Annotated in this window: 7 protein-coding genes and 1 pseudogene; 4 read left to right on the top strand and 4 right to left on the bottom strand. The window is 48.5% G+C overall.

Annotation, left to right across the window (positions count from 1 at the left end):
• From EHO61_RS05350 to EHO61_RS05340, 3 genes are read right to left on the bottom strand one after another with little or no spacing between them, the layout of a single operon-like run.
• Nucleotides 1–5,274, bottom strand: a complete 5,274-nt coding sequence (locus tag EHO61_RS05350; protein WP_135812615.1) for a trifunctional serine/threonine-protein kinase/ATP-binding protein/SpoIIE family protein phosphatase — start codon at nt 5,272–5,274, stop codon at nt 1–3.
• Nucleotides 5,275–5,280: 6 nt separating this feature from the next.
• Nucleotides 5,281–5,943, bottom strand: coding sequence for a transmembrane-type terpene cyclase (locus EHO61_RS05345; protein WP_135812614.1), 663 nt, complete (start codon nt 5,941–5,943; stop codon nt 5,281–5,283).
• 3 nt (nt 5,944–5,946) lie between these two features.
• The gene (locus EHO61_RS05340) at nt 5,947–7,071 is read right to left on the bottom strand and encodes an oxygenase MpaB family protein (RefSeq protein WP_135812613.1); all 1,125 of its coding nucleotides are present in this window, start codon (nt 7,069–7,071) and stop codon (nt 5,947–5,949) included.
• Between the two features lie 107 nt (nt 7,072–7,178).
• On the opposite strand from EHO61_RS05340, the gene EHO61_RS05335 reads away from it, so the two are divergent.
• From EHO61_RS05335 to EHO61_RS05320, 4 genes and pseudogenes are all read left to right on the top strand, one after another.
• Complete coding sequence (locus tag EHO61_RS05335; RefSeq protein WP_135812612.1) at nt 7,179–8,567, top strand: OmpP1/FadL family transporter; 1,389 nt, start codon at nt 7,179–7,181, stop codon at nt 8,565–8,567.
• 186 nt (nt 8,568–8,753) lie between these two features.
• Nucleotides 8,754–8,987, top strand: coding sequence for a YgaP family membrane protein (locus tag EHO61_RS05330; RefSeq protein ID WP_425460330.1), 234 nt, complete (start codon nt 8,754–8,756; stop codon nt 8,985–8,987).
• A gap of 1 nt (nt 8,988) precedes the next feature.
• Nucleotides 8,989–10,416 (top strand): TolC family protein, encoded by a 1,428-nt coding sequence (locus EHO61_RS05325; RefSeq protein ID WP_135812610.1) that lies wholly within the window; start codon nt 8,989–8,991, stop codon nt 10,414–10,416.
• A pseudogene (locus EHO61_RS05320) lies at nt 10,406–12,373 on the top strand (efflux RND transporter permease subunit); the annotation flags it as partial. The gene EHO61_RS05325 and the pseudogene EHO61_RS05320, both read left to right, overlap by 11 nt.
• Here EHO61_RS05320 and EHO61_RS17325 read toward each other — a convergent pair.
• A partial coding sequence (locus EHO61_RS17325) for an efflux RND transporter permease subunit (protein WP_246032023.1) occupies nt 12,334–13,239 on the bottom strand: 906 nt, incomplete at its 5' end. The pseudogene EHO61_RS05320 and the gene EHO61_RS17325 overlap by 40 nt on opposite strands.

Raw genomic sequence — 13,239 nt, 5'->3', positions numbered from 1 at the left:
TCATTCTACGGCAAGAACGATCAGCGTAATATCGTCCTGGACGGACTCTCCGTCTAGAAATTCCTGCAACGAATGAATGATCTTCTCGGCTTGCTGCTGCGGCTCGAAATGCGTCGTCGACTTGACTGAATCCAAAAACCGGCTTTCACCGTATTCGACCTTATCCACGTCGAACTCCTCGAAAACTCCGTCGGAAAATAAATAAAGACGATCCCCGGAACGAAGCGGCATCCCTTCGGTCTTATACGGATAATCCTTCATAAAGCCCAGGATGGCGCCGGTTTTGGAGAGTTCGCTCGCCTCGCCGTCGCGTATCAGGTATTGGGAAACGTGACCGGCGGAGGCGTATTGCATTTTCATTTCGTTCAGATCCAGGTCGGCGAGCACGGCGGTAAAGTAAAGAGTTTTATATTTCATTAAAATTGCATTATTTAATTCGGATAACAATTGCCCGGGGTCGTCGAATTTGAATTTCAAATTCTCGTATTCCCCTTTTATGGCCATCGTTACGAGCGCCGCCTGGACCCCGTGACCGGTCGCATCCGCTAGAAAAAACCTATATTTGCCTTCCTTCACCTTGGATAGGTCGTAGAAATCCCCTCCCACCTCGTCCATGGGATGATAATTCACCGAATACCTCAATCTCGGAAAGGTAAAATGCTCCGGAAGAATACTCCGCTGGATCCGTTTGGAATAGATCATATCCTTCCGAATGATCTCCAGGGATTGCTCCAATTCTTCCGTACGTTCCGCGACTTTCTTTTCCAATTCCGAATTCATGGAAGTGATATCTTCGTACAGTTTTGCGTTTTCTAGGGAAATGACGGCCTGCGCGGAAAGGATCTCCAAAATCTCCAACCGATGTTGGTCGAAAATTCCGGAAGTAAGTCTGTTTTCCAAATACAGAACGCAAAGAGTACGCCCCTGTTTCGTGATCGGCATGCATAGAAGCGATTTCGGCTTACTCCTGCGAACATAGGAATTTACGGAATACAACGGATCCTTGGACGCGTCCGCCAAAAGGATTTTCTGCCCGGAGCGGAAACAAAAGTAGATCACTTCGGTCGGGAGCAAGTGTCCGGCTTCGTCCAAGCCGATCGACTTCGGCAAGAATCCTGGCTCTTCTATGTCCGATCCTGCCCTAAGATAGAGTTCTTTTCCGACGGGCAAAACCAAAAAACCTCTGGTCGCCGCGGCGTTTTCCACGATCGTACGTACCAACTGTCTCAGTAATTCGTTCAGCTCGATCACGCCGGAAATGCTTTGCGAAGCCTTCAGCACCGTACGCATATCCAAGTTGTAGGAAGTAAGAGTCGAATCCGAAAGAATCCTTCCTGTGGAACGTTTTCCTCCGTCGGAAGTCCTTAGCAATTCCTCGAATTCCTCCCTCAATCTTTCGGCAAGAACCCTAGCTCCCCAGTATCCGTAAAATCGGATCGAATTTTGCAGTAGAAACCTTCCGTAACCTATGCGATCCTGTTTTATATTCCACCGCGCGGCGTGCTCGAATACGATCGCCTTTCTTAGGTCGCTGGATTCGACTTCCAATTCATGGATCGCCGATTCGAAATAAAAATTCGCAAGATCCGACTTGCCCTTGTATTCGGCGAGTTCCGCCTTTAGCACCGCGGAATACGTACGGAAAGCGGAAGGGTAGATCTTCTCCCATCTCGCGAACAGAAAACGGGAATTTCTCAGGAAAAATCTTTCTCTTAGGGTCAGATTCCTCCCCTTTTCGGACATTCTGATCAGAAGCAGAGATTTGTAAAATCTGAATTCGGAATATAAGAAAAGGATTCTGGACTTTTCCACGTCGTCCTTGTATTTTTCGAAAATCCTCTCCGCCTCGCTGTAATTCTGAGCCAAGTACGCCGACGATCCGATCAGAGTCGAATACCAGGAATTCGCGGTTCCGTTGCCGGTTACGTCCAAAACTCCGGATTCGAAATCCGGATAACTCAGGATCGAACCCTTGAATTTGACCGTCTCCACCGACTGTCCTTCCAATCCTTCGAGATAAGACTCCGATATATGGAAGAAAATATTTAGAATATCATAATTTAGTTTCGATCCTCTGGCGATATTCTCCCGTATCTTTTCCCTATACGATAGGGACGTTTCGGAGGAATACAACTGGTACATATTCTGCGAAACCAATGCGAATCCCGCCCACAGATAGTCCCCGTATTGAAGGCATTTTTGATAGGCTTCTTCCGCAAAATCCACGATCGATCGAAAAGGATGCCTGAAGTAATCCAGCAGAATTGTTCGGCCGAATATATACCTCCCATAAAGGTGATCCGCACCGAAACGTTCCAAAACGGCTTCGGCCAACTGCCAATATCGAAGCGAAAGTTTAAAGTTTCCCGTCCCGGCCAGAATCACGGAACCGAAACCAGCGTATCCGAAAAAGCTAGGAGGAGAATTACCTTCCTTTAAAGTGAGATTGATCAATTTCAGATAAAGATACGCCATTACGGTCTCGTCCATATGCTTTCCGTAATTCAGTAGGTTGACTATGATGTTGACCGCCTCCACCTTATGCGGATCCTTGTTTTCCTTCGCATCTACCAACTTCTCCGGACTTCTACCTCTGGAATAGATCATCATCTTCAGGAATTCCCAAGAAAGATCCAAAACTCCCGGTTTTTCCCTGAATCGGATTCCGAGACATTCCAACGCATCGACCCCGATACGATAAGCGGTTTCCAAATCGTTATATACGTTCATCACCTCCAACTGCATGAGGTAGATCTCCGCTTTTTCGATCGCGCTCTCCGCTTGATTCAATAATTCCTGAACGATCCGTTCCGCTTCCTCTTTCTTAAAAAGATAATAGGCGGACTCTGCCAGAGACTTCATGATTCCGAAAGCGGTCTTTCTCTCGGAATTCCAATGTCTTTTTTTCAGGTGCGATGAAAGAAGACTGAAAATCGAATACGCGGATTCGTAAGCGGCTGCGGCTTTGGAAGCGTTTCCGGCGAGTACCATATAACGGAAAAAATCCTCGCTGTTTTCCTCGTCTTCGTGCAGCTCTTGGGAACGGACCAGATGACTCGCGATCTCTAGGACTAAGGAGGAGGTTCCGTTTTGTTTTTGTTTTTCTATGAGTATCAGAGCCAGACGTCTATGGATTTTTCTACGCTCGATCGGATCGGTGGCGTCCGAGATTCCTTGGCTCATTCTATCGTGGGAAAAACGAAACCGAACTTCCGATAGGGAGGAAAGTAATCCGGAATCCTCGATTTTTCCTTGCGTGATGTATTGCAAAGCGGGAAAGAGCATGGTTCCCGCCTCCTGGTACAGAAGAATCCCTTCCCGAACGCTTTCCCGGATTCCTCTCACGAGAAGATTCGGGGAGTCCTTAAAATAATCGTAAAGTAATCTGAGGTCGAATCTAGCTCCGATACAGGCCCCTACCCTCAAAACCAGGGCGGTCTCCTCGGGAAGTTTCAAAATTCTCTCGAAAACGAGATCAAGAACGTTTTCCGTGACCGTACGATGCACGATACGCTCCCATTCCGGAACGTATTTACCCGTGGACGTATTGAACGTTAGACAGGCATCCCGGAACAACGACCTCAGAAATTGATGCAGGAACAGAGGGTTCCCGTCGGTCTTGGCTACGAGTATGTCCACCAATCGGTTCGCATCCTCCACCTCAATGTAAAGACTATCCTGGACGTACTTACGGACGCTTTCTCTACTCAGGGGAGAAAGTACGATTTCCCGAATTCTTAGATTAGGAGCGATCTGTCTCGCCTTAGGATCGGAAAATTCCCCTTCTCCCAATCTGTTGGTCAAAACGAATAAGATCCCTTCCCACTCCTCGTTTTGTAAAAAATATTCGATCAATGCTTGGGAGGCGGAATCGGCCCACTGCAAATCGTCCAACAGGATTATGCCGGGATTCCTCCTATCGAAACAAAGATTAAGGAATCGCAACGTTACCGCGAATAAGGTTTTTTCGTCCCTGGCTTTTTTGCGTTCCTTCCTTTTTTGTCCGACCGACAAAAGATCCACAAGCTCGGGAAGTAAATGTGCGAGGATCTCGAAACTTTCACCTAACGTTTCCTTAATATAGGTTTTTAATCTTACGATCTCTTCCTCTTTTCTCTCCAGAACGGTCCGAAGAAGGTCGCTCATGATCTGACGGAACGCGAAATAGGGAATATCCTGTTTATCCTCTTCGAACTTTCCCCTGATGAAATGTACGGAATATATGTCCAGATAGGATACGGCGTTTTCGACGAAGGTCGTCTTCCCCGTGCCGGACTTCCCCTGAACGAACAGAATCTCCCGCTTTCCGCGGGCGGTCTCGACGAGCGCCGATTCGAAAATCTTTCTTTCCTGTTCGCGATCGTAAACTCTTCCCGAGTCGCGAAATCCGATCCTTTCTTCGTAAACTCCGGGTATGAATTGGGAAAGCCTCCTTCTGGAATGCAACGAATCCCTGATCCCTCTCAGATCGAAGACGAGACTCTCCAGAGATTGGTATCTTTCCTCCGGCATTTTCGAAAGCAATTTACCTACGACATCTGATACCGCCTGGGGTATATCCTTGCGCAACTTCGTGAGGGGAACGGGCGACCTGGCGATATGATAATGGATCAGTTCCAACGGATCGCTCGATCGGAACGGGGGAGTTCCGGAAAGGATTTCGTAAAAAAGAGCTCCTAGGGCGTATCCGTCCGAGCGGGAATCCACGGCCCGGTTCAATCTGCCCGTATTTTCCGGCGAACAATATGCGAGAAGGTCCAGAGTGTATCTCTGAGGAACATATCCTCCTTTGTCCGAGAGAAGAAAAGATCCTCCGCTCAGCCATGCCAGTTTGGAAAGGCGCGAGGATTCGTCGTAAAAGAAAGCGTTCGGAGAAATCTGGTTATGAACGATCCCGACAGTATGCAATTGCAGCAGATTCTCCGAAAAGGAGATCGCCATTTCGAGGAACTCCTCCATCTCCACGAAAAGTCCGCTCTTCAACCGTTCGGTCAACAATCCGTACGGAAGGTTTTCGTAGACGAGGCACATCGTTTCCGACACGTCCAGCATGGATTCGGGGCGAAGGATTCCGGAACTAGAGATCAGCTTTCCCAATTCGAATTCGTTTACGAAATAAAAAGCGGAAGCTTCGCGCCCTTCCGCTTTTTGTACACGGATGATCTTCGGATTCCGCTCCACCCCCAAAAAGCCCCGGTACGCGATCGAAACGGAATCCTCGAAAATTTCCTCTCCCAGCTCGTATGGGATCTTTTCGGACTTCGCGTGAACCATGATTCGTTAGTGGGAGCGTTTAAAACCGATCAGGTAGTACGAATCTGCGATAAAGCAAAGCACACCGAGAGTCAAAACGAAGTATTCCTTCGGAAAGTAGAGAAAAAGAAAAATCGTAAAAAATCCGTTTCCCACCAGCTTGGCCCAAGAGACAGGATAGGAGAACAATGCCGGATCCTTCATCTTAAAGAACAGAAGAGGATACAGCCCCGAAATGAACAAATTCAGAATGTAAGCGGAATTCGAACCGGTAAACAGATCATACCCGCCCGCGTGGAATGTGTAAATGAGCACACCCCAGGAAACGACCAAAAAAGCCAAAAGAATCCTGTAAGCGGTATCACTCATAGGAATAGAAATCTGTTTTTTGCCATATCGGATCACGTGGGAGAAAATGACGATATCCAATAAAAACGCCAGCCTGTATCCCCACAAAAGAACGGCGCCCATGGGCTCGGTGATTACGAAACCCCAAAGGAATTCCCAAATGATGTTTCCGCAGGCGATAAAGACCGGCATTTCGACAAAATGCGTTTTGAACGGAGCGATCGCGAGTTCCAGATACATATACGCCCAGAACGCGACCCCGAGGAAAAGAAGAAGATTCTCTACGGGCGTATACCTACCCAGGTATTCCGGATTCGTCCAAATCGACTGCCAAAAATCCATCCCTTAAATCCCCCAGTTTCCCCTGAGTGACGGCGGAATCCAAAATCTGGCTTTCTTACCGTCGTAATAAAAATGATCCATCGAGAACAACAATTTCGTCGCGAAATAAGAGGAGAGCTTGCTGAAGCCGCTGCCATCGTCCGCTTTCAGATCCAAATCCACAAAAATCTTTTCGATAAAGGTCCCCAAATCATCCTTAGGCGGCCAGGGCAATCCCAGTGCTTTGGAAGTCTCTTCTCCGGTATAGATCTGAAGGAAGTACAGAGGCAAATTGTCGAATATGTTTCCGGGGAGCATGTATTCCATAAAGTCGATCAAAGACCGGGTCAGGATCTGACCCGCCTCCGAAGCTTGCCTTTGGTCCAAAAAAATGGATTCTCCAAGGGCGTACGCCGCATCGTATCCTTCGGGACAAAGCTCCGGCTTTACGCCTAGAATATGTCCGACCACTCTCCAAAGATGGACAAAGGAATCTTTTTCTTCGGTCGTTAATTTGATTCCGGAAAGATCCAATCCTTGTAGAACCAGGCTCGAAAAAGACTGCAACGTTCCGGCCATATCCTCCTGGTTGATCGGACTTCCCCATTCCGGATTCCAATCTCCTCCTTGCGCGAGAAAATAACGGATCGATGCGTGCATCAGCCGGACCTTTTGGGCGACTCTCACTCCTCGTCCGTCCGGCCCGAGTCCGCCCGACTGCAATATGGAGATCACGAATTGGGTCGTTTCCATCAGGCGACGGTTCACGCCGGAAACGGAACCTTTCTGCTCGACCAATCTTCCGGTTTTCAAAAGAACTTGCGCGCCGTTTCCGCAGGAGTAAGCCATCGGTAAGGACTTAACGCAAAGCATCATCAGGATCTGCGGTCCAAAGCGACTAAATATATCCTGTGCTTGAGCGATCCGTTGCGGGTCCGTCCAGTCCGGTAGAACTTCCGACTCCTTGAAATAGTCTTCGAAGTAAGGAGGAAGACCCGGAGGGATCGGATTGGAATTCTTTGCTAAGAAATCAAAGAAAAATAAGGTTTTAGACCTGTCAAACGAGGACTCTTGGAAATATTTTTGCACGACTCCGTCGGCCAAAGGATCCGTTTCTTGCCTCAGGGATCTGAGTTCGTTTGTATTCATCCGTATCAGCTCCTTCCCGTTCTTAGCGTCCAGGATTCGTCAATGTAATAACCGGATTATAAAAAGAAAGCACTTGTAAAAAAATCGCGTGCGAAATCATTATTCCAATGCTCTACGCGAAGCCTCGCAAAATCTTCCCGCTTTTTCCGATAACCCTGCTTCTTGGAATCGCGACCCAAGATATTATTTCCGTAGGGATCTTTCAACCTTCTCACAACGCTCGGTACGGCGGAATGGGCGGCACAAATCTAGCGATAGGCGGATCTCCTATGGATATAGGAACGAACCCCGCAAATTTAGGCCTGAGTTCCAAAAAGGAACTGGAATTCGGAGTATCTTTGCCTTACATCCGTTCCACTTATAAAGATCAATTTCTAGATTCCGACCCGAGTCTTGCCTATGAAAATTCTCAAAAATATAATGTACTAGCCCCCCTTCCTTATATAGCCCTCAGGGTACCCCTATCCGAGCGATTGACGTACGGAGTCGGAATATACATTCCGGGAGGTGGGAACGGGAACGTAAACCAATTATTCCGCGCAACACCGACCGGACAAAGTTTCCAAAATTGGTCCGGCTTGAATATTTCCGGTCCGATAGGTGATTCGAAACGGATCAAGGAATCCTATTCCAGCACGTTTTATGTAGCTAAAAACACTCACGCCCTCTCCTACAAGATCGGGAATCTTCTCATCGGAGCAGGCTTAGAGGTGATCTATGCTCACCAAATCGCGGAGCAAAAGTACTACGATCCTACCGGAACCTTCCAACTCCAAGGACAAGGATTTTACTACCGAAGCCAAAACGCCTTTTCTGCCGGAGGAATCTTCGGTCTTACCTACCGAATCTCCGACTCGGTGAAAGCGGCATATTCTTACCAAACCTCCGCAAGATTGCCTTTGGACGGGGACATGCAAGTGGGAGCCAACCCCGGGCGAACGGGAGTCTCCGCTTCCTTTTTTCTTCCGGAAAGACACGGACTCGGATTCTCTTACGGAAAGGAAAATTTCCGGGTCGGAGTGGACTTTCTATATTACAATTATAGCTCCTACGATACCACATACAAACAGGTATTGGCTTCCTCCTGGTATCCGACCGTTTTCGGGACCACGAATACCGTCCCTCAAAACATAGATTATCACGATTCTTGGGCGGCCGGCATAGGAGGAGAATATGAATCCGACTCCTGGATTTACCGAGCAGGAGCCAGGCATAACGCCGGAGTACTTCGATCCGACGGAACAAACGCTCTGCAAGCAGGAATCATGGTGCAGGATCTAGCCTCCCTCGGGCTCGGATACAAATCCGGAAAGTGGAAGTTCGATATGACGTTCTTGTATTATTTCCCATTGCAAACGAAAGGCAAAACCTCTAGCGATTGGACCTTGGCTCATTCCGTCTTTAGCGCGACGGACGTTCGCATACAGGAATTTAGACATTCCTTGAAATCGGATATTCCGGCGCTAATGTTCGGAGCCAGCCGCACCTTCGATTAACCGATCCGACGACAAGCGCGGCCTTAGCGGAAATTTCTCCGTAGGGCCCTCCGGCATCGGTAGCCTTCTCCTATCCCTCCGAATCCGATTTTTTCGCACCCTCGTCGAAAAAGAGACGTTTTTACTTGACTTTTAAATATACCCACCAGGGTATTATTCATATATAATACCTATGGGGGTATATGTATGACAACATCCAAAAAATGGCACCTCGAGAGGCTCCTCTTCCTTATAGCGGGGTCCTTCTCTCTTATCGGATTATCCATCGGCTTTTTTATAAGCCCTTGGGGATACGCTCTCAACCTTTTAGTGGCGGTAAATATGATCCTGAACGCGACTATCGGATTCTGCCCGATGGCGATCCTTTTGAAGTTCTTGGGAGTGAAAAGCTGCGACTACCGTCTTACGGGCGGGAATTGACATGAAGGTCGCGTTTTCCGTATCAATTTCTCTGATCGTTTTTATAGGACATTCGTCGCTTTTCGCGGAGGAATCGAAACTCGGATTCGCGGCCCTTTGGGAGAAAGTAAGAACAAATTCCCCCGCCGTTAAAGCCAAGGCTCTGGAAGTTCGGGCGGCCGAAGTCTCCAAGGAGAACTCCGAATACCATTGGATTCCCAGAGTTTATACGGATTTAAGGAATTATAATACGAACGACCCGGGACTCAATTTCCAAGGGAAATTGGGACAGCGTGCCGCAAACGAAGGGGATTTTTCCACCGCCAGCGTGCGACAACGTCCTTCCAATTATCTGGACTCCAATAACCTTCCCTATCAGAATCTGAACCCGAATTCCTTGAATCTCGCCGCTAAAGACACTTTGAACCATCCCGGAAGCAATACGTATTCGAGAGGAACCTTAGGAGTGGATTTGGCCTTGTACGAAGGCGGAGCAAAGAAAAACTCCACGAGATTGAGACAAAAAAACCTGGAAGGAAACAGATTCGAGGAACAATACATTCTAAAAAAGGAATATTACGAAACTGCAGTAGCGTTTCAAACGATAGAAAGCTCCCGCGAGGTGGAGCGTAAAATCGAGGAATTGATCAAAAAATCGGATCGCTTTATAAGATCCTACAGGATCGGAGCGTCCGGAAATCCCTTGGACAAGTCCGGAGCGCTGGCCTTACAATCCTTGAGATTAAAATTAGAATCGATGAAATCCGATTTTTCGGCTCGAAGACAAGCCTCCGAGGAAATCATACAAATGCTCAGCGGGACCCCGTTCGAAAGGGATCCGTCCCGAAAATGGGAAGGCGGGATCCGATTTGCGGAACTCCATCTGCCTCTTCCCGATCGCAAGGCGGGAGGAAAAACCCCTCTCTCCGAAGCGTACTCCGCTTATGCGGAAGGGGCGGAAGTCGCGGTGGATTTCGAAAGATCGCGTTTTTTACCGAAAGTGGGCGTTTATGCGGAAGCTTACGCCTACGACGGAAGCAGGAGTGCCGCAACTTCGTATAATACCGGAATTTATCTGCAGATGAATTTGTTGAATCCCGGCGACATCGGCGCTGTTAAGGAAGCGAAAAGCAAATCCGCGGCCGCTATCAAAAAAGCCGAAGAGATCCGCGCTAGGGAAGCTACCAATTTCAGAGTCCTCCTTTTGCAGGAAGAGTCGCTAAAAAACGGTCTTACGTTGACCTCCGAGGCTCTGAAAAACCAGGAAGAACAACTCGAAGTGAATCTGGGATTGTTCCGAAGCGGAACCTTGCAATCCGTTCAGATAGCTGAAGTTTTCGGTCGGACCGTCGACGTCCTGCGGGAAAAATACGTTCTCGAATCCGAATACCTTAAGGTAAGGGCCGGACTCAATATGTACAATAATTTAGAGAAATATAATGAACTATGAATCTAAAGATCCGAAACCCGGATTCGCGGGAAGAGTAGCCTCCTCTTTCATACGATCGAAACTTACTCCGGTCTTTTCGATCGCGAGCGTCCTACTCGGCCTGTTTGCCGTGGCCATGACTCCGAAAGAGGAGGAACCCCAGATTTCGGTTCCGATGATCGACATACGGATCGCAAGTCCCGGATTCGGACCGAAAGAGACGGAACGCAACGTCGTCGAGCCCATCGAAAGAGCCGTTTGGGGGTTGGAAGGAGTCGAATACGTTTACTCCTCCAGTTCGGACCACGGAGCGCTCGTCACAGTACGTTTCAAAGTCGGCGAACCGCTGGAGCCGTCCTTGGTAAAAATCCATCATAGTCTAATGGAGCTCCGACCTTCCCTACCTACCAACGTCCGGGAACCGGTGGTTCGCTCCTACACGATAGACGATGTTCCTTTTTTGGCCCTAACGTTCAGCTCGGCGGAAAGAGACGATTTCTCCCTACGTACTGAGATTGCTCCGCTTGCCAGAGAATTGTCCAGCACTCCCGATATAGCCCGTACGGAACTGTTAGGCGGAAGAAAAAAATCGATCCGCGTAGTGGCGGATCCGAATCGGATGCGCTTACACGGATTAAGTATCTCCGAAATAGCGGAAGGGATCCGGGCGAACGATGCCTTCGTCCTTTCGGGCAAAAATTGGGGAAAAGATTTTCTATACGACGTAGAGGTCGGCACTCCCATATCCGATAGGAAACAGGTCGAGGCCACTCCGATTTCGACGAGAGGAGGCAGGGTCATCCGTGTTAGCGATGTGGCGGAAACGAAGGAAGGACCGGAAGAAAGAATCCGCGAATCCGTACTCTTGGATAAGAAATTAGGCCCCGAACCGAGAAACGCCGTCACCCTCGTTTTCTCCAAAAGAAAAGGGACGGATATAACGAATCTTTCCAAGGAATTGATTCGTAGAGCGGAGAATTTTACCAAAGGCCTTCCGAAAGACGTTTCATTGTCGGTATTGCGGGACTACGGCTCGACCGCGGGAGACAAATCCAACGAATTGATAGAACATTTGTTGATCGCCACGTTTTCCGTCGCCGCTCTGATCGCTTTGTGGATGGGGCTACGCGCTTCGTTTATCGTTTCCATTTCCATCCCCGTTACTCTGGCCCTGACCTTATCCTTATATTATTTTTTGGGATACACACTGAATCGAGTTACCCTCTTTGCCTTGATCTTCTCGATCGGCATCCTCGTGGACGATGCTATCGTGGTTCTGGAAAATATCGAACGGCATCTAAAGTCGAATCCTAAAGGCGAATTCCTGAGCACGATCCTTCGCGCAGTGGGAGAAGTGGGAAATCCGACGATATTGGCGACCTTTACGGTGATCGCGGCAATCCTTCCCATGGCTTTCGTACGAGGACTCATGGGTCCGTATATGAAACCCATTCCGGTTGGAGCAAGTCTTGCGATGATTCTATCCCTCTTGGTCGCTTTCGTAGTGACCCCGTGGGCCGCGAATCGCTTTCTGAAAATCCATTCCCATCGGAACGATAACGTTAAAACGGAATCGAAATTGAATCGGATCTACGAGAACACGACCGCATGGCTTTTGCATTCCCGAAAGAACGCACTTTTATTCGGACTCGGAATTTTGATCCTCCTACTGAGCGCCTTCTCCTTGGTCGGATTGAAATTAGTAAAAGTAAAGATGCTCCCTTTCGACGACAAAGAGGAATTTCAGATCTTGATCGACTACGAACCGAGAACCACTCTGCAGGAATCGATGAGATTTTCCCGCGAACTCGCGGAAACCGTAGCTTCCGATAAGAACGTGGAAAAAGTACAGATTTTCGTAGGAGACTCCGCACCTTTCTCCTTTTCCGGAATGGTCAAACACAGTTTTCTTAGGAGTAAGGAATCGCAGGCGGACCTTCACATCGTTCTAACTTCCAAAAAGGAAAGGAAATCGACTAAGATGATCGAGTTTCGAACTATGATCCCCGCTCCGGCGATGAACCCGATCATAGAGGTGGCCGTAAAATACGCTCCGGTGATCCAATGCCCGGGTAGGATTCCTATCAACGATATGGGAATGGGCGCCATGATGATCAACGGGATCATGTAATCCTGAAACCATCCCAGAACCAATAGATAGATGATCACCATTACGACGGCGAACGCGATTCCCAGATCTCTGAACACTTCGTAAGTAATGAACCATTCTCCGTCCCATTTGACGATCGATGATCCGTCGGTAGGAGGCGCTTCCAGCGTGGCGGTCGGATATTTTACCTTATCCGAAAGATTCAGGATTCCGTACACCGGAGCCTCCTCCTTCCCCGTAAATTCCGCCGTAACGTATTCCAAGGATCTTAGATTTTTCCGATGCAGCGTCCTATTGTTTCGAACGTTCGAAGGCCTCACCGTCTTCTCCGCGGATACGATTCCGCTTTGTATGGTGGAGAGGTTCAAGCCTAGGAAAGGATTTTTGGAGCTTCGGGCGGAATCGGAAAGGGAAAGAGATACCGGTATTTCTTCCGGAGAATCCGTATTCGAAAGGGATAAAAGATCCGTTTCGCTAAAGACCAGATTTGCGTTCCGAGCTAGGGTGGAAGCCTTTACTCCTAAGGCTCCTGCGGCTCCGTAATCGAAGGGATACAGGATACTGGGTCTCTGGAATCTGAGACTCGAATCGATATCTGCGGTTCCTTTTTGCCTCCGGAGTAGGTCCAGGAGTTCCGATGCGATATTACGACGGATTTCTTCCGTAAAACATTTGTCCATATACGCGTGCATGTACGCTTCCCCGAACTTCTTCAAAGCCTGGCTTGATGCCTT

It is taken from the genome of Leptospira fluminis (assembly GCF_004771275.1).
GTDB lineage: Bacteria > Spirochaetota > Leptospiria > Leptospirales > Leptospiraceae > Leptospira_B > Leptospira_B fluminis.
The sequence above is the reverse complement of the archived record's forward strand: the minus strand, read 5'-3'. Positions and strand labels throughout refer to the sequence as shown.

What these genes read in the sequence shown, in the direction of transcription:
- EHO61_RS05350 (WP_135812615.1), bottom strand. Translation starts at nt 5,274, where the DNA reads ATGGTTCACGCGAAGTCCGAAAAGATCCCATACGAGCTGGGAGAGGAA.
- EHO61_RS05345 (WP_135812614.1), bottom strand. Translation starts at nt 5,943, where the DNA reads ATGGATTTTTGGCAGTCGATTTGGACGAATCCGGAATACCTGGGTAGG.
- EHO61_RS05340 (WP_135812613.1), bottom strand. Translation starts at nt 7,071, where the DNA reads ATGAATACAAACGAACTCAGATCCCTGAGGCAAGAAACGGATCCTTTG.
- EHO61_RS05335 (WP_135812612.1), top strand. Translation starts at nt 7,179, where the DNA reads ATGCTCTACGCGAAGCCTCGCAAAATCTTCCCGCTTTTTCCGATAACC.
- EHO61_RS05330 (WP_425460330.1), top strand. Translation starts at nt 8,754, where the DNA reads ATGACAACATCCAAAAAATGGCACCTCGAGAGGCTCCTCTTCCTTATA.
- EHO61_RS05325 (WP_135812610.1), top strand. Translation starts at nt 8,989, where the DNA reads ATGAAGGTCGCGTTTTCCGTATCAATTTCTCTGATCGTTTTTATAGGA.